The sequence below is a fragment of the Pelatocladus sp. genome (genome assembly GCF_059505505.1).
The window spans coordinates 21,758-40,588 of record NZ_JCACKS010000231.1 but is presented as its reverse complement, the minus strand read 5'-3'; the positions used below and the strand labels follow the sequence as shown (position 1 = coordinate 40,588).

10 protein-coding genes are annotated in these 18,831 nt (G+C 38.4%); 9 read left to right on the top strand and 1 reads right to left on the bottom strand.

The genetic code is table 11. The features are described from left to right. Window positions 1-604: 604 nt before the first annotated feature. Window positions 605-1,789, bottom strand: a complete 1,185-nt coding sequence (locus tag AC5JMK_RS22520) for an NAD(P)H-quinone oxidoreductase subunit H (protein ID WP_053457700.1) — start codon at window positions 1,787-1,789, stop codon at window positions 605-607. Window positions 1,790-1,969: 180 nt separating this feature from the next. On the opposite strand from AC5JMK_RS22520, the gene AC5JMK_RS22515 reads away from it, so the two are divergent. The 9 genes from AC5JMK_RS22515 to AC5JMK_RS22475 all read left to right on the top strand — a co-directional run bounded on the left by AC5JMK_RS22515 (window position 1,970) and on the right by AC5JMK_RS22475 (window position 18,831). Next, complete coding sequence (locus AC5JMK_RS22515) at window positions 1,970-5,626, top strand: NB-ARC domain-containing protein (RefSeq protein ID WP_495911073.1); 3,657 nt, start codon at window positions 1,970-1,972, stop codon at window positions 5,624-5,626. Between the two features lie 1,833 nt (window positions 5,627-7,459). Further along, a complete protein-coding gene (locus tag AC5JMK_RS22510; RefSeq protein WP_495911072.1) occupies window positions 7,460-8,227 on the top strand; it encodes an IS701 family transposase in 768 nt (255 codons plus the stop codon). A gap of 136 nt (window positions 8,228-8,363) precedes the next feature. Next, on the top strand, window positions 8,364-10,187 hold the full coding sequence (locus tag AC5JMK_RS22505) for a fatty acyl-AMP ligase (protein WP_495911071.1): 1,824 nt from the start codon (window positions 8,364-8,366) through the stop codon (window positions 10,185-10,187). Window positions 10,188-10,259: 72 nt separating this feature from the next. Further along, window positions 10,260-10,817 carry an SRPBCC family protein gene (locus AC5JMK_RS22500; RefSeq protein WP_495911070.1) on the top strand — a complete coding sequence of 186 codons (558 nt, stop codon included), beginning with the start codon at window positions 10,260-10,262 and terminating at the stop codon, window positions 10,815-10,817. 408 nt (window positions 10,818-11,225) lie between these two features. Continuing rightward, complete coding sequence (locus AC5JMK_RS22495; RefSeq protein ID WP_495911069.1) at window positions 11,226-12,596, top strand: hypothetical protein; 1,371 nt, start codon at window positions 11,226-11,228, stop codon at window positions 12,594-12,596. A gap of 367 nt (window positions 12,597-12,963) precedes the next feature. Further along, window positions 12,964-13,932, top strand: coding sequence for an acyl-CoA desaturase (locus tag AC5JMK_RS22490; protein ID WP_495911068.1), 969 nt, complete (start codon window positions 12,964-12,966; stop codon window positions 13,930-13,932). Window positions 13,933-13,991: 59 nt separating this feature from the next. Then, window positions 13,992-14,336: an acyl carrier protein gene (locus AC5JMK_RS22485; RefSeq protein WP_495911067.1), complete on the top strand. Its 345-nt coding sequence runs from the start codon at window positions 13,992-13,994 to the stop codon at window positions 14,334-14,336. Window positions 14,337-15,193: 857 nt separating this feature from the next. Next, the gene (locus tag AC5JMK_RS22480; protein WP_495911066.1) at window positions 15,194-16,081 is read left to right on the top strand and encodes a class I SAM-dependent methyltransferase; all 888 of its coding nucleotides are present in this window, start codon (window positions 15,194-15,196) and stop codon (window positions 16,079-16,081) included. Window positions 16,082-16,125: 44 nt separating this feature from the next. Further along, window positions 16,126-18,831: a type I polyketide synthase gene (locus AC5JMK_RS22475; protein WP_495911065.1), complete on the top strand. Its 2,706-nt coding sequence runs from the start codon at window positions 16,126-16,128 to the stop codon at window positions 18,829-18,831.

The following is an 18,831-nucleotide window of genomic DNA, read 5'->3' as shown; positions in this document are numbered from 1 at the left end:
TACATGATACAAAACCCTTAACTATACCATAAAATAATTTTGCAAGAGGTCTAGTGAAACCTTGGTTTTAGATGTCAAAACACCTAGTAGGTCGCCTGTTTACTGTTTCTTTCACTCATCGCGGATGGTGTGCCGCCATTGCGCTTGATTCTAAGAAACAGAAATGTTTCTTTACATCCATTTGGAAAATGATCGCTTCCCCAATGGATGTAAGTTGATATCTTGCACCATTCTCAACAATCATAGGGTGTACAATATCCACAACGTAAAGATAAGGATTAGAGCGAATTTCTGCATTGCCACCTGACTTTGATTGCAATAAAGAAGCTAGTGCAAAATATAATTCAAGAAATACTTCTGTTTCTCAGAAGAGTGTTGCAGTCTCAAGTATCTTGACACTTATTCAGAATATCTATATTCAATGCCCCCTCTTTGTTTTTTCATCCACAACAGGGACGAAAACCACCTCATGTGGGGAAATTTTTCAATCATTTCACGCAATTAACACTACTAACCCCCTGTTAAAGGTTATGTAATATACTTTATCATCACTTCTGCTTTAGGTAAACAAAATCAGGTTCTAAGTACAAAAATTATAGCTAGTTCAACGGTCTACAGAACCCATGACCAAGTCAATACTTCCCAGGATGACAAAAATATCAGCTACTTTTCGTCCACGTATTAATTGGGGTAGAACTTGGAGATTGTTGAAATCTGCTGGGCGAATCTTCCATCGCCAAGGAAAAACGTTGTCATCGCCAACTAGATAAACTCCGAGTTCTCCTCTGCCTGACTCGACCCGTGCATAAACTTCGCCTTTAGGAATCTTGAAAGTTGGTGCAACCTTCTTAGCAATAAATTGGTAATTAAACTCGTTCCATTCTGATTTGCGATCTGATGTCATACGTTTAGCTTCTAGATTCTCGTAAGAACCACCAGGTAATCCTTTAAGTGCCTGTTTGATAATCTTGGCTGATTCCCGCATTTCTCGCATCCGCACTAAATAACGAGCAAGGCAATCTCCTGCTGTATCCCACTGTACCTCCCAATCAAAATTGTCGTAACATTCGTAGTGATCAACTTTTCGCAAATCCCACTTCACTCCAGAAGCACGAAGCATAGGGCCAGATATCCCCCAGTTAATTGCTTCTTCGCGGCTGAGTGTGCCTATTCCTTCGACTCGACGGCGGAAAATGGGGTTATCAGTAATCAATTTTTCGTACTCGTCAACTTTAGGTAGAAAGTAATTACAAAAATCTTCGCACTTATCCACCCATCCATAGGGAAGGTCAACAGCAACACCCCCAATACGAAAATAATTGTTGTTGACCATGCGGTAGCCAGTAGCAGCTTCAAACAGGTCTAAAATCATTTCGCGTTCACGCAAGGTGTAAAAGAAGAGGGCGTGTGCACCAATATCAGATATGAAGGGTCCCAACCATAGCAAATGATTATTAATCCGGGTTAGCTCTAGCATGATGACCCGAATATAGCTGGCACGTTCAGGAATTTCAATATTTGCCAGTTTCTCTACAGCATTGACAGTGACTGCTTCATTAAACATTCCGCCATAGTAGTCCCAACGACTCACGTAAGGGACATACTGAATATTGGTGCGGTTCTCGGCAATTTTTTCCATGCCCCGATGTAGATAGCCAAGGACGGGTTCACAGTCGATCACATCTTCTCCGTCTAAAGTGACAATCAGTCGGAAGCACCCATGCATGGCAGGATGATGGGGACCAAAGTTGATCACCATCGGTTCAGTTTTAGTTTCAATTTTTGCCATAGCTAAGAATTTCCCTAAGCTTTCCTAATGGCACTATCGCCTTTGTGATAATCTTAAACCAGGGAAAATAGGTAACTTAAGCAGGAAGTTAAACAGGAAATTAAGCACGTACGCTAGATTAAGGGATAAAACAGCTTTTATAACGACACTAAGCAAATGTCGTTTTTGTCAATTAAAAGTATGATGATCCAAGAAAAGCAAAAACGCCAACGTGGTATTGTTCTCACTTCTGTGGGATTAGAGCGTCTGTTAACCAAGATTCGTGAAACAGAAATTTTACAGAACAATGGAGTCCGCTATACCCTAGAAGATTTGAGTGATCGCATCGGGCTCGACCCCAAAACTATCTCCAAAGTGTTAAAAGGTAATATTGGCTTAGATAAACGCACATTACAACGCTGCTTTAGAACCTTTGGTTTACAACTGACTTTGAGTGACTACACAAAATATTTGGTCAGGGTAAATCAGGGAGAAATTCAAAATCCACAATCCACAATCTACAATCAAATAGACTGGGGCGAAGTTATCGATGTTTCTTTCTTCCAAGGACGTAGCGAAGAGCTTGCCAAATTACAGTATTGGACGCTACAAGACCGCTGTCGTCTGCTTACAATACTGGGTATGGGAGGAATTGGCAAGACCTCTTTAGCTGTAAAACTAGTCAACCTTGTTCAAGATCACTTTGAGTATGTGATATGGCAATCACTCCGTAACAATCCACCCGTCAAAGAACTGCTGGCTAACCTGCTCCAGTTCTTTTCTCAAGGTCAGGCAATCAGTCTGCCAGAAAGAGTCAGTGATAGCATTTCGCAGTTGATGACGTATTTACGGAAACACCGTTGTCTTTTGTTATTAGACAATGCTGAGTCAATTTTTATAAGCGGTGAGCGAACTGGACACTACCAAGAGGATTATCAAGCTTACGGCCAACTACTTAAGCAAGTGGGAGAAACAGTTCATCAAAGTACGCTCGTACTGACTTCTAGAGAAAAGCCTCAAGAAATTGCCTTTCTTGAAACTAGCTCACTCTATGTTCAGTCATTGCATTTGAAGGGCTTGAATATCAGTGATGCCTTAGAAATCTTTAGAACTCAAAATTGTTTTCGTGGTTCAGAAGCGGATTGGCAAACACTGATACAACGCTATGACGGCAATCCTTTGGCTTTGAAGATGATTGCAACCACTATTCAAGACTTGTTTAACTGCGATATTGCTGAATTTCTTGCCCAAGATACTAAAGTTTTTGGTGACATTCGCAACCTCTTAGAGCAGCAGTTTAAACGTTTGTCTGCATTAGAGAGAGATTTGATGTACTGGTTAGCAATTAATCGGGAGCCAGTATCCATAGCAGATTTACAGTTGGATCTGGTTTTGTCTTTATCTACAGCGAAATTATTGGAGGCGTTAGAGTCTTTGGTAAGACGTTGTCTGATTGAAACTAGCTCAGGTGAGACACCTACTCGATTCACTCTCCAACCTGTAGTTATGGAGTATGTGATTTATTGTCTGATTGAGCAAATTTGTGCGGAAATTGTCAGGGAAATGGGAACAAAACCCTATATTGATTACTTCTTATCCCCAGAAGAAGCTCCACCTTCCCCAGCCCAAACATCAAAATACCTCTTCAACACACACGCCTTGATTAAGGCAGATGCAAAGGATTATGTCAGGACTGCTCAAGCTCAACTGATTCTCCAGCCTATAATTAATGAATTGTTAAGAACCTTGGGAACCCAAAAAGCAATCAAAGACTGTCTCAGGCGAATGCTGTCTACTTTGCAAGTTCAAGCTCCAAATCAACCGGGGTATATTGGTGGCAACATCCTCAACCTCCTTATTTGTCTCCAAACTGACTTAACAGGTTACAACCTCTCCAATCTAACAATTAGACAGGCTTATCTACAAGATACTCCTTTACAGCAAGTTAATTTTGCTGGTGCAGACTTGAAGAACTCAGTGTTTGCCAACATCTTTGCCCCAACAATGTCCGTTGTTTTTAGCCCCAATGGCAAGCTTTTAGCTTCAGGTCATTCTAATTACGAAATTTACTTATGGAATGCAAACACAGGTCAACAACTTTTGACTTGTCAGGGGCAAATGCGATTTCTTTGGTCTTTAGCGTTTAATCCGGGGGGAGACATCCTTGCTAGTAGCGGTGAAGACCAGATCATTCTATTGTGGAGTGTTGCTACTGGAGAGTGTATTAAAACGTTGTCTGGTCATATGGGAGGTGTTCATGCTGTTTGCTTCGTCAATAGTGATCTGCTAATTAGCGGTAATGCTGACCATACAATCCGCCTGTGGGATCTCAACACTGATAAGTGCTGTCGCATTTTCCAGGGACATAACGATGCCATTTGGGCGATTGCTCTGAGTCCCAATAGCAGAATTTTTGCTAGCGGCGGTGATGACTTTACAGTGAAACTGTGGGATATAACTACAGGTCACTGCATTGCAACGCTATTAGGACATACAGATTGTATTAGATCTGTAGCATTTAGTCCTGATGGTGCTAGACTAGCTAGCTGCGGTCTAGATAAAACGGTGAGACTATGGGATGTGAACAGTGGGGAATGCATTGGCATATTGACAGGACATACAAATGCTGTTTTTTCTGTTGTTTTTGTTGGTGAAGGAAACATGCTTGCCAGCAGCAGCCTAGACCGTACCATCCGACTTTGGGATCTCAGTTTAAGGCAGTGTGTCCGGACGCTGTTTGGACATAAAAATTCGGTGTATACGATTGCTATTAACCCTTTAGGAAACATACTGGCAAGTGGTAGCGATGACCAGACTTTAAAGCTATGGGATGTTACCAGTGGTAGCTGTATCCGCACCTTTAAAGGGCGGTTGAACTGGTTTTCGTCTATTACATTCAGTCCAGATGGGCAAATGCTGGCTACTGGCAGTGAAGACAGGATGGTAAGACTTTGGGACTTGCATCAAGGGAAGTGTCAAACCTTTCGAGGACATACGGATTTAGTCACTTCTGTTGCTTTTAGTCCCAATGGTCGCATTCTAGCAAGCAGTAGTGCCGATAAAACTATCAGACTGTGGGATGTTTCACATGGTTACTGCTTCCAAGTCCTGTGGGGACACGCAGCAACAGTATCGAAAACTTCTTTTAGTCCAGATGGCTATACATTAATCAGTGGTAGCCATGATGGAACTATTCGATTTTGGAATATAACAACAGGTCAGATATTGAAAACACTCTCAGAGCATGTGGTTCAGTCTATTGCTTTGAGCCAAGATGGGAAAAAATTAGCGGTTGGTTCCTTTCATAAAACCGTAAAGTTGTGGGATACAACTATTGGACAGTACTGTCAAACTCTACAAGGACACAGTGGTTGGGCTTGGTGTGTTGACTTTAGTCCAGATGGACAAACTATCGCCACTGGTAGTGTAGATGGTACTGTCAGACTGTGGAATACAACCACAGGTAAATGTCTTCATATACTCCAAGAACACCAAAATTGGATTTTGGCAATCACCTTTAGTCCAGATGGTAAGACCTTGGCAACTACTTGTACTGATTGTACGGTTAAACTTTGGAATGTTACGACAGGCACAAGATTACTAACCCTTCAAGGACATAAAAAATGGGTGATGGCGATCGCCTTTAGCCCAGACGGTCAAACACTAGCCAGTGCAGGAGCAGCAGATGAAACTATTAAGTTATGGAATCTGGAAAAAAAGGAGTACCTTAAAACCCTCAAAGCAGATCAACTCTATGAGGGAATGAATATCCAGGGAGTTAAAGGTTTGACAGAAGCACAGAAAGTGACACTCATATCATTGGGAGCAGTTGAGGAGCCACATTTACACAGAAGTTAGCCTTGCAAATATACTTGTATAAGTTCAAAAGCCTGTTAAAACAATGGTTTAATTGTTGTGTACAATTACTTACCCATGTAAATCGTTGAGCAAAATTAAGTTCATCTTTGAAAACAGGGAATCAAGAATAGGTAACAACAAAACAATAGATCTGTCGCCAAATCAGCTAAAAAATTGATGAAAGTCTGTCACGGCTTTAGTCACTAAAACGAAACTATGCAGTATAGGATATTGAGCTTATTTTAGGTTTTATTAAGTGACATACTCTTTACAGTATGATTATTTACTTATTCATTTTTAACTACTGAAAAATGTACCCCTGTTTTTACTTTTCTGTCAATACTTAAGCCATATAATTGATATCAGATATTACAATACTTACATTATATTAAGAATTTATTTGCTAATTAAATTATTTGATACCCTTTTCTTCAAATTATTTGTATCTCTTGCTGGATAAAGAAAATTTTAGATTTTTAATTATACTTTTGTCTTTAGTGAGCAGTTTAGAGATAATTCTACTACTCTAAAAATTTATAAAACTTTAATTAATACATAGAGATATTAGTATAAATTGTGAATGATCCCCTGATCTCTTGAGTTCTTTTAAATTTCTATAAACTCAGCAATACATAGATTTGAATGCAAAAATTAAAAGTATGTTTTCTTACAATGTATTAAAAAATAATAGCATTTCAGCAAATTCACAGTTCTATTTGTCAAAGAAATCCTGAATAGTTATTTATTGGTAGCTAAATAGATTACTTAAAAATTTAGATAACGGCTTCAAAGTATTGTCAAACAGTTAAAAGTATAGGAGTATATATTTACAGTAGTTGCAACTTGGTGAGGTACAGATTCTCTTAAGGGCGTAAAGGCTTACTTATATCTCTACCTGTGTACTTCATTCACCTGAAAAACACTGTATCTGATACTCTCAGTAATTCACTCTTGTTTTATATACTAGAAGGATCTAAGTATCAATCTTTGAAAACATCTATGAAACCAAATCTCATAACATTGTTTGCATTATATTCTCGGTGATTAGAGTTTAGAAACGTTTCGCCTTTATGATAGGTTCATATGTCAAAATTGATACAGAATTTGAGCTATTTTTATCAATTTTACTTCACATCCAAGACTTATGCTTAGACTTGTATTTGAACTTATAGATTAGCTAATACACAATGATTCCATTTACTCCTGAAAAGCTAGTCATATTTAACCTTTGATGGTTATCAAAGATGTCTATTATAAGTTGTTTCTCAGCTTTTCTTTTATTCTCGAACCTTTAACTTTCTTGAAACACATTTTTAAAGCTGCCGCAAACCCGTCCAAGAGCCAGCGACAGCGCTCTCATTGTCCAAGTTACTCGTGAACTCAAAGAGTTATTTTATTATGACACAAAACCAAGCATCCACAAGATTATTTTTCCCTAAAGTCCTTCTTTATATCGGATTTAAAGCTCTTCAAATTGAGTATAAAGATTGGATTTTATATAGTTATAGAGATAAACTCTCATTACATTGAATCTAAGCTACATCTACAATCAGTATCTTAATTAACGCTCTTTCATCACTCTGGGTAAAGTATAATAAAAAACAAATTACGGTTCTTCGGTTCATTTTATGGAACAGAATAATAAAGAAAACCTAAAGATAGGCTATATTTATTGCTGTGACTGGGTTTTAAGTTTTTGAGCCTTTCTATAAAACTGCGGTTTTAATGCTCTACCATAAAACCAACGCAAGAACCCAAATTACTTGGTTGTAGAGAGAGCGATGATAGCGCCCAGAGAAGCAGCCAGGACAGTCCAGTTCGTGGATGATTACTGTGCGGCATATTGAAAATATATTTCCAGAAGTGAGAAGTTTTGAAAGTTTTAAATATTTGCATGTGGGAATGATATCTCAAATCAAAAGAAAGTCCCTGCCAGAGATAGCGAAGGTAGTAGGATTAAAGAATGAACAGAGTTTACATCATTTTCTAACTGAATCGTCTTGGGAAATTAAGGGTTTGGTAGAGAGGAGATTGTCTCTAACATTATCAATGTTGAAGGGAGAAACATTTATCTTATTAATAGATGAAACTGTAGATAAGAAGAAAGGGAACAGCACTGATTATGTATCGAGACAATACATTGGTAACTTAGGAAAAGTAGAAAATGGTTTAGTATCAGTAAATGCTTATGGAGTATTAGGAACAATAGTTTTTCCGCTAACTTTTAAAATCTTTAAACCAAAAACAACACTCACTGAAGGAGATATATATAAAACAAAACCAGAATTAGCAGGAGAAATTATTCAGGAATTAAGAGAAATCGGATTTAAATTTGAGGTAGTATTAGCAGACTGCTTATATGGCGAAAGTAAAACTTTTCGCAAAGTTTTAGATGAGTGTGAGTTAAAGTACGTATTAGCAGTGCGGAGTAATCATCAAGCTTGGGCAGAAGCAGAAAAAGAGAAAAATACGGAGTGGTATACATTTGACCGCATATTTGCTAATGGCAAAGAGCAAGTTTATTATATCCAAGAAATTATTTGTAGTGGGAGAGAGGACCTGAGATATTGGAAGATAACTAAAGATATATTCAAAGATTAGTTTTTAAAGCTAAATAAGTAGTCTTAGTTTTAAACTCAGTGATTAAAGTATATATAAACTTTATGTTGGTGGAAGAAGTGACTATAGCCACCAAAACCTGAACTCGCTAAGTATTTTTTATTTGTGAATGAGTCTAATGGAAAACCAAAAAACTATTTCAAACCTTGCTACTTTGGTTGATATCCTGCTTCAAAGAGTCTCATACCAGCCTAATCAAATAGCCTATACTTTCATACAGCCTGGAAAAATAGAAGCAAAAAATTTGACTTACAAAGAGTTAGACCAACAGGCGCGAGCAATTGCAGCTAAACTTCAAAGTATTGTTGCGATTGGCTCACGTGCCTTGCTGATATACCCATCAGGTTTAGAGTTTATTGCTGCCTTCTTTGGATGTCTGTATGCAAAGGTAGTGGCTGTTCCTGCTTATCCACCTCGGCGTAATCAAAATATGTCTAGGCTACAGGCAATTATGGCAGATGCCCAGCCTACAGTAGTGCTCACAGTTGGATCACTGTTACGCACTATAGAGGTTCACTTTACTCAAAATCCAGAATTAACCGAGTTGTATTGGCTAGCCACAGATAATTTAGACAATGATTTGGCGCAAACATGGAAACGACCAGAATTATGCAGCAATAGTCTGGCTTTTCTTCAATACACATCGGGATCTACAGCCACACCCAAGGGTGTCATGGTGAGTCACGGCAATCTTTTGTACAACTCGGCTTTAATTCGTAAGTGTTTCGATCACAGCTCTACTAGTCAAGGAGTAATCTGGCTACCACCTTATCACGATATGGGATTGATAGGTGGAGTTTTGCAACCTTTGTACTGCGGATTTCCGGTGACACTGATGTCACCATTAGAATTTCTTCGGAAACCTCTTAACTGGTTACAGGCAATTTCTGATTACAAGGCTACTACCAGTGGCGGACCCAATTTTGCTTATGAACTATGTATACGAAAAATTACTCTAGAACAGCGAGAGAATCTTGACTTAAGTAGTTGGGAGGTGGCTTTTAACGGAGCCGAAACTATCCGTAGTGAAACGTTGGAGCAGTTTGTCACAACTTTTAAACCTTATGGTTTTCGTAAAGAAACATTTTACCCCTGTTATGGGATGGCGGAAGCGACTTTATTGATATCTGGAGGATTGAAAGCAGGATCACCTGTTGTTTACCATGTTAACGAATCAGCTCTAGAGCAGAATCAAGTAGTACCAGGTGTCCCAGGACAAGAAGGTGTCCAGAAAATAGTAGGTTGCGGTCAAACATGGTCTAATCAAGTTGTGATCGTTGACCCTGAATTATTAACTCAATGTAAACCTAACCAAGTGGGAGAGATTTGGGTATCTGGTCTGGGTGTGGCTCAGGGCTATTGGAATAAAACTTTAGAGACAGAACAAAATTTTCATGCTTACTTAGGAGATAGGGGACCGTTTTTACGTACTGGAGATTTAGGATTTTTAGATAATGGTGAGTTGTTCGTCACAGGACGGATCAAAGATGTGATTATTATTCGAGGACGCAACTATTATCCCCAGGATATTGAACTGACTGTAGAAAAGAGCCATTTAGCATTACGACCTAATAATGGAGCAGCATTTTCTGTAGATATAAAGGGTTCAGAGCGACTAGTAATTGTTCATGAAATAGAGCGAAGTTACTTAAATAAGTTAAATGTAAATGAGGTAGTTGGTAATATCTGTCAGGCTGTCGTAGAACAACATGATCTACAGGTTTATGCCATGGTATTAGTGAAGCCTGGAAGTATTCCCAAAACTTCCAGCGGTAAGATTCAGCGCCATGCTTGTCGAACAAGATTTCTTACTGGAAGTTTAAATGTTGTAAAGGATTGGAGTGAGAATCCTCAGGGCAAAACTGAGTTTTTGCGTCTCAAGTCTAATGTCGAATTTATGTTACTGCAACTATCTACTGATAAGACGAATGTCACTACTTAATTTTATGTGTAATCTAAGAAGTGCAAGTTAAGTTTTCACTTATATCAGTTAATTTCAGCCAAGGTGAGTCAAATGACCGAAATTATTAATATTGAAAGTATATCGACGCCACAGACAATGATAAACATTTCATTAAGCAGACAGATTAGTGCACCTACAGAAAAAGTCTGGGAGGCAATTTCTAAACCTGGTAATTTGAGCTATTGCCATCCTTTTTGTGAAAAAAATTCTGTGGAAAAATGGCCAGGTATTGGCTCTGAAGATACTGTGTATTTTTATAGTGGGAAAGTTGCTACTCGATATTTCACAAAATGGATTGAGGGTGTTGGTTATGACTTGGATCTTACCATTCAAAGCATAAATGTTCAAGTAAATGTGATATTTCGTATTAGCAGTATAAAAGAAAATTATGAAAGTTTACTAAATATTTCAATCATAATAAATACTCTTCCAACAACTTTAGAAAGTTCTCGCTCAGGTTATTTACATTTTATTCGTCGCTCACTTGAGAATTACTTAGATTCTGTTTTGAAAGGTTATGAGTATTATATTACTACGGGACAAGCAGTCAAAAGAAACCAATTTGGTTCTCATCCTATTTTTTCTCCTACTATCGATATTATCGATTAGATACTTAAATATCTAAAATTTGAGCTTTACCTTGATTTATATTATTAGTTAATCTAAAATAGGAAAGAAAGAGGAAAGTTATAAAAATCCAATAAAATAAAATAGATACTAGATTATCTTTTTATTTTGGAATAACTTGTAATCAGAGAGTTTTTACCATTTACTGAGAAATCCAATTGAGACGTTAAGAACCATCTAATTTTTCAATCACCTAATCATTCTTAAATATATTGATTGTACAATTACTGGTGTTTTTCGCTCAGTCAGTCTATCGTTTTAACTTTGATTATTCATAATATATATACTTCACTTGTATGTATATTGCTGAAGAGTTATCTCTAAGAATATGAACAATATTCTTGATGATAGCAAAGAAAAATATATCTTTAATCATTTGAGGAAGATACCATGAAACAAACTACTATTAACAATCTAGATACAGCGACACAACATTCCAAACAATCTCAGAAGGATGGAAAGAAAATTTTCAAAATTGTTGAGAATAACTACCGGAATAACCTAGAGTCTGACTATACAGAGAAAATTAAAGAGCTAGACCGGAATTTCCATTATAGTAATAACAGCAATCATTATTGGACGGAGCCGGAACAGTCAATTCTTTATGGAACGCCCTTATACGATGTAGCTTCATCTACGCAAAAGATAGCTCTTAATCACCTATTTTGGGTCTCACAGTACAACTATGCTGCCTATAGTGAAATAGAGACAATTGATTATAACCAAATCACAGCCGATTGTTTCTCTAATATAGGTAGCGATTATGAAATCATTTCACGCCAGTTAGAGCATGAATCTGCTCAAGAACGTGTCCATATTCACGCTTTTTTCAAAGTTAATTACCAGACAATAAAAGCTTTGCTAGATAATCAAGCATTTAGTACTCCCATAGGAACGAAGCTTTCAGAGTATCATCAAATAGATTTGCAGCTTTCTAATTACCAATACTATGCTCTACGCTTCATAACTAAAATGATGCTGACTGGCAAACAAAGATATGATTCACCCTATTTAAGAAAGTTAGAAGAAACCAGAAAGTTTACTTCAGCAACTACTAGAGGCTTTTTTCATGGACGTGGAGTAATACCTTCTCATCTAGTCAGATTCTTTGCCTTAAATTGGGGAAGTTCACCCTTTTTAGCTTCGCAATACTATACAGTACGCTTTATAGGTAATATGTTGCTCAAAAATCAAGAGTACAGCATGTTTGCATATTTCAAAAAAATTAGCAACCAAGACAATTTTGTGCCAATACCAACAGCTCTATCCTACTATCACTTTTTGGATGAAGCTTTCCATACTTCAACTTCTCTATTTCTTGCCCGAGAGATACAGAAAACTTTTCCAAAACCAACTGCATACGAAAAATTTCTCATTAATTTAGCAGTCTATTTGATTCAACGTATTAATTTGAGCCAACTTTCTGGGGTTGTCAGAAATCGCTTTTTTGGAGACGATATTTCGGGAATGATTGACATCTATAGACTGCTGAAAAGTTCTATATTTGCTATGTCTCACGAAGAAGCAGTTCATTGGGTGGAGAAATGTTTCTGCTATGAACATGAAGGTTTTCATCAATCAGCTCAATCTCATAAGCGTTTGTTATCAGAGGCGCGCCAACTTTGCGAGCATCTCGACTACCTATGGCCTGCGAATCGTGAAATGCATATAATGGCTGAGGGCGGATCAATTGATAAAGCTGTTCGCAACAACATCAAGACCTTTAAACAATTCTCAAAATTAAGCACTAGTTTAAACTAGTAGCCTAAAATCGCTAAAGATAAAAGATGGAAGTGGGGACTGTAAAGAAGAGCTTGTCTGTATGCAATGAAAACTAAAAACTTGCATCAGCTTAGCAACTTATTGAATTGATCTGACGTTTGTAATTTAATAGACTCTAGCAAGCTGAAGTTAGTTTGGGCAGACAGAATTTGTAAATGTAAATACAAAACTCCTTTGTCCTTTAGCAATACGGTTTATTATTAAAAATTGCTTTAAGTAGCTAGCTACTTAAAGTAACACTACCGCTGTTGAAAAAGGGAATTTACCACACTTGCATCTGAAGAAAAAAATTAAAGTAGTGTCCAACCTTTGTTTATGAAATGTCAAAAGTAATTAGAAAAAATTCATGTCGATGCAGCCGAATGATATAGCAACAGAGGAGTTCCTTGTGGACTCACCCAAGAGGCAGAAAATAACAATTAAGAGTGATCGCCTGAAAATTCCACAAAAGCTTCATGCTTTGGCTATAATCTTAGTCCCTTTATTAGGTTCAATAGTTGCAGTTGCAATGGTTCCCTACTTAAGTGTTGGTTTAGTAGAGATAGGGTTGTTGTCAAGTATGTATGTCTTGACCGTTATTGGAATTACTGTAGGTTTTCATAGGTATTTTGCCCACTCTGCTTTCCAGACCAATACTACTGTCAGAGTCATCCTTGCCATACTTGGATCTATGGCTTGTCAAGGTCCTCTGATTTATTGGGTAAGTAATCATCGACGACATCACCAGTACAGTGATCAACCAGGTGATCCTCATTCACCCTATTTCAATGGAGATAAAACGCTAGGTAAAATTTCAGGGCTGTGGCATTCTTATGTTGGCTGGACATTTACTCATGAACTCACCAACACTTTCTTTTTTGCCAAAGACCTGCTTCACGATCCTGTGATTCTAAAGATCAATCGGCTTTACTACTTTTGGTTCTTCTTGAGTTATGCTCTTCCTACCATTCTAGGAGGAATGATAAAAGGGACAAGTATAGGTTTCATTTCTGGATTTATTTGGGGGGGCTGTGTTCGTCTTTTCCTCTCATATGTTTTTGGGCTTAGTATTAACTCAATCACTCACCTCTATGGTAATCGTTCCTTTGATACTCGTGAGCAAAGTACAAATAATTCTTGGCTAGCAATACCTACTCTAGGAGAAGCTTGGCATAATAACCATCATGCCTTCCCTAATTCTGCAAAATTTGGACTAAGCTGGTGGCAATTAGATCCAGGTTACTGGGTCGTTAACGCTCTTGAAAAGCTTGGATTAGTCTACTTTGTTAAAGCTCCTACGGTAGGAATGATAGAGTCCAAAAGGGTATTTAAGTAGACTATCAGCAAATATCAAACGAAGCGTACATACTTATTAGAACTATAGAGAGCTAAACAATGGAAATTCAAAATGCTCAATTTACTCAGATTGCTACAGAAGTAGTAAATAACAATATCGATTCTAAAGAGGTTCACAAAGCTCTGCCCACATTAGCAGAGATTCAAACTTGGTTAATCATCCATCTAGCACAACAGATGGGAATAGAACCGGATCAGGTAGATGTCAAAACTGCCTTTGAACGTTACGGTTTAGATTCTTCGGCAGCAGTAGGCTTGATTGGTGACCTAGAGGATTGGCTGGGATATGAGCTTGATCCTACTCTCATCTATGATTACCCCAATATTGAGGCTCTATCACAGCATTTAGCTCATCCCTCTTTTGTTACCTTCGGCAGAGAATAATCTCAAACCCCTATTTTTACGTCTTTTTTCAACAAAGAGATTTAAATGACTTGCGTTGGGATGCGATCGCACAATTCATTATTTTGTTTAGTATTCAGAGTTGGGGCTGTATTTTTATCTCCTCGTAGTAACAAAAGAGGGATCAGCCCTCTTTTGTTACCTTCGGCAGAGAATAATCTGAAACCTCTATTTTTATGTCTCTTTTCAACAAAGGGATGTAAATGATAAAGTCGGAATGCGATCGCCTACATTTGTGATGATATCTGAGGCTCAGGCTAGAAATAATATTTTTCTCTCCTTGTAGTCATAAAAGTGTCCGAGGAAAGCGATCGCATTCCCAATGGATGTAAAGAAACATTTCTGTTTCTTGAAAGAGGGATCAGAAACTTACAGTTAAGTGTGTAAGCCCTATTTTGAAAGAGTAATCAAACAATAAATAATGTGTTTGCTTGAATACCCGTAATTAGGACTAACATCATGATGCAAAGAAGTTATAGGTAATTAGAAAGACTTGATACGATATCAAGTCGCTATCAAAAGCGGCTTATTAGTAGGTGGGGTGTCAAATAACAGACAATTAAAATGAGCGTCGCGACAATTACAGTGTCCAAAAATGATTGAGTGATTACTGTCTCAAAAATATAGCTAGTAATTTGTCTAGAGTTTTATTAGAACAAGGGTTTAGAGTTTCAAGGATAAATGACTCAAAGAAAATTTTACTAGGGATATTTTTGCTTATTTTAACAGAAAACTGCTGTAAATAATGTGACAACTCTGTTATTTTTAATTGCAGATTTGTTTAAGATTTTTCAAAGTTATAGGTTTGTTGAAACAGATTAGATTGTCAAAACAAAAACATGGCTACGAACACTGTCAAAATTCCTAATCCCGGTGCTTCATCAGAGGCACTTCGCCATCATTACGACGTTAGTAACGAATTTTTCTCTCTCTGGCTCGATCCAACACGTACTTATTCAAGTGCATTTTGGGAGGAAAATGAAGGATTTGATGCCCTCGAAACTGCACAGATGCGAAAACTTGATTTTCATATTGAACAGGCAAGAGTCAAAGGCGCTAAGCGAGTGTTGGATATAGGGTGTGGTTGGGGTTCACTGTTGAGACGTCTTGTAGACGTTCATGGTGTTGAAACTGCTGTGGGGATTACTTTAAATAAGGCTCATGCAGAATGCATTTTAGCTTGGGAACATCCAAAAATAGAAGTACATTTAGAAAGTTGGACAGAACACTCTCCAAAGACACATTATGACGGGATTATTTCATTGGAGGTTTTTGAACACTTTGCTAAGTTGGAACTTTCTCCAGAAGAAAAAGTAGCAGGCTATCGTACGTTTTTTTTGCGTTGCCATGACTGGTTGAAGCCTGGAGGTTGGATATCACTCCAAACTAATGTCTATGAGAATTCTCAAAAAGAGGACTTTAGTCAGTTTTTTGCTGAACAAGTTTTTCCAGAATCAGATCTAGCTCGCCAGTCAGAAATTTTTCAGGCAACTGATAAACTTTTTGAAGTTGTAGCATTTCGCAATTACCGTAAACACTACGTACGCACGCTGAAAACTTGGCTCAAAAGGCTAAAGGCAAACCGTTCTAAAGCAGTCTATCTAGTCGGAGAGGAAATAGTTGCCAGATATGAAAAATATTTGAGCCTTTCTATTATTGGTTTCCATTCAGGAACAATGAATGTTTCATGTATTACAATGCAGAGGCTCAATAACCCCCGTAAGTAATGAACTAGCAACATAGGCAAATATCTCAAGGTAGGAGCATAGAAGTGGAATATGTAGCAGTTATCGGTCTTGGCTGTCGTTTTCCCAGTGCTAACAACCCGGAATTATTCTGGCAGCTCTTGCACAATGGAGTGGATGCTATCACTGAGGTTCCAAAAGACCGATGGGATATTGAAGCCTTTTATGATGCAAAGCCAGTTACACCAGGGAAAATGAATACCCGCTGGGGAGGTTTTCTACAACAAGTGGATAGGTTCGATCCTAGCTTCTTTGGAATTTCTCCTCGTGAGGCTGAACAAATAGACCCACAGCAAAGACTGTTGTTAGAGGTAGCTTGGGAAGCTCTAGAAAATGCCGCAATAGTGCCGGAAAAGTTAGCTCATACTCAAACCGGAGTGTTTGTTGGTATTAGCAATGGTGACTACCATAGGCTTCTATATAGAGATTACTACGGAATAGATGCATATAGCGGTACGGGTACTGCTGCTTCCATGGCTGCTAACCGCTTGTCCTATACATTGGCTTTACGGGGACCTAGTATAGTAGTAGACACTGCTTGTTCTTCTTCCTTAGTTGCAGTCCATTTCGCTCGTCAAAGCTTGCAGAATGGGGAGTCTAATTTATGCATAGTTGCAGGGGTTAACTTAATGCTGACTCCAGAGCCGACTATCACTTTCTCTCAAGCTCGCATGATGGCTGCTGATGGTCGGTGTAAGACCTTTGATGCTAGTGCTGATGGGTATGTTCGGGGAGAAGGCTGTGGTGTAGTCATTCTAAAGCGCCTTTGTGATGCTTATAAGGATGGAGACAATATTCTGGCAATCATTAGAGGTTCAGCAGTTAATCAAAATGGTTTGAGCAACGGTCTTACGGCACCCAATGGCTCTGCACAACAAGCTGTCATCTGTCAAGCCCTAAAAAATGCTTGCTTGCGACCAGATGAAATTAGTTATGTGGAGGCTCATGGTACTGGCACTTCTTTAGGAGACCTTATTGAAATTAAATCTTTGAAAACAGTATTAATGCAAGGCCGCTCACAAAAGCAACCTTGTTGGATTGGGTCGGTTAAAACTAATATTGGTCATCTGGAAGCAGCTGCTGGTATTGCTAGTATGATTAAGGTGATACTCTCACTACAACATAGAGAAATTCCGCCTCACCTGCACTTGAAGCAGCTGAATCCGTATATTTCTCTGGAAGGAACTCCGTTTTTCATTCCTACTGAATCCCAACCTTGGTCTGCTGCTACAAAAAGTTGTTTTGCCGGAGTAAGTTCATTTAGCTTTGGTGGCTCCAATTGTCATGTAATTTTGGAAGAAGCAGCTGCGGTACCTATTACGACAGATAGTGAGATTGAACGTCCCCTGCACATACTCACTATTTCGGCAAGAAGTGAGAAAGCCTTGCTCGAACTGGCACAAAATTATGCTAATTTCTTAACGTTTCATCCAAGTATATCATTAGCATCTGTTTGCTTCACTGCGAATACTGGGCGATCGCATTTTGGCCATCGCCTAGCAATTGTTGCTGAATCTACCTCAGAACTATGCAAGCATTTACAGGCTTTTATCTCTGCTAAAGAGACTTCCAGAATAGTCAAAAGACAGCTGTCTAGTCGAAAGCGACCTAAGATAGCCTATCTCTTTACTGGTCAGGGTTCCCAGTATGTTGGTATGGGACGCCAACTGTATGATACCCAACCCACTTTTCGCCAAAGTCTTGAATACTGTAGTGAAATTTTACTTCCTTATTTAGATAAGCCTCTAATTGAAGTTTTATACCCTCAGCCAGGGTTAAATTCTGCCTTGGATGAAACAGCATGTGCTCAACCAGCTTTATTTGCTTTAGAATATGCTCTTTTCCAGTTATGGAAATCTTGGGGAATAGAACCAAGTGCAGTGATGGGTTATGATGTGGGAGAGTATGTTGCTGCTTGTGTAGCAGGAGTATTTAGTTTAGAAGATGGGTTAAAGCTGATTGTAGAACGAGGACGTTTAATGCAGGCTCTAAACCTAGAATGTGAAATGATAACGATAATGTCAAATGAAGCCAAGGGAAGAGCAGTCATTCAGTCCTACACTCAACAAGCAACGATCAGCACCATTAATGGTCTCCAAGGTATTGGAATTTCTGGCGAGCCTCATCTTCTAAACAATGTTGCAGTAGTCCCAGAGTTAGAAGGAGCCAATACTATAGAATTACCTATTTCTCAAACTTTCCACTCTCCGTTAATAGAGCCAAGGCTGGCAGCATTTGCACAAGTAATCAGTAGTGTCACTTACTCACCTCCACAGATAAAATTGATTGCTAATGTCACTGGACAGTTGGCTACAGATGAAATAGCAACCCCAGAATACTGGTATCGATATATGCATCAGCATATGCAATTTGCAGCTGGTGTACAGACTTTATATCAGCAAGGGCATGAGTTATTTTTAGAAATTAGTCCGAAACCGACTATGTTGGCGATGGGTCGGCAATGCTTACCAGAATCAGTAGGTGCTTGGTTGCCTAGTCTACATCCAGAACTGGAGGATTGGCAAACTATGCTGGAGAGTTTAGCACAATTATATGTGCGTGGTGTGTCAGTAGATTGGTCTGGTTTTGATCGAGATTACCCTCGTCGCCCTCTACAACTGCCCACTTATCCTTTTCAAAGGCAACATTATTGGTTGCAGAGAAACGCAACTGAGAATAAAAGATTGCATACTTCACAAAGCCAGTCTACAAAAACTTATCCTGATATCTAA

Coding starts and splice junctions, on each gene's coding strand:
- AC5JMK_RS22520 (WP_053457700.1), bottom strand. CDS start 1,789: ATGGCAAAAATTGAAACTAAAACTGAACCGATGGTGATCAACTTTGGT.
- AC5JMK_RS22515 (WP_495911073.1), top strand. CDS start 1,970: ATGATGATCCAAGAAAAGCAAAAACGCCAACGTGGTATTGTTCTCACT.
- AC5JMK_RS22505 (WP_495911071.1), top strand. CDS start 8,364: ATGGAAAACCAAAAAACTATTTCAAACCTTGCTACTTTGGTTGATATC.
- AC5JMK_RS22500 (WP_495911070.1), top strand. CDS start 10,260: ATGACCGAAATTATTAATATTGAAAGTATATCGACGCCACAGACAATG.
- AC5JMK_RS22495 (WP_495911069.1), top strand. CDS start 11,226: ATGAAACAAACTACTATTAACAATCTAGATACAGCGACACAACATTCC.
- AC5JMK_RS22490 (WP_495911068.1), top strand. CDS start 12,964: ATGTCGATGCAGCCGAATGATATAGCAACAGAGGAGTTCCTTGTGGAC.
- AC5JMK_RS22485 (WP_495911067.1), top strand. CDS start 13,992: ATGGAAATTCAAAATGCTCAATTTACTCAGATTGCTACAGAAGTAGTA.
- AC5JMK_RS22480 (WP_495911066.1), top strand. CDS start 15,194: ATGGCTACGAACACTGTCAAAATTCCTAATCCCGGTGCTTCATCAGAG.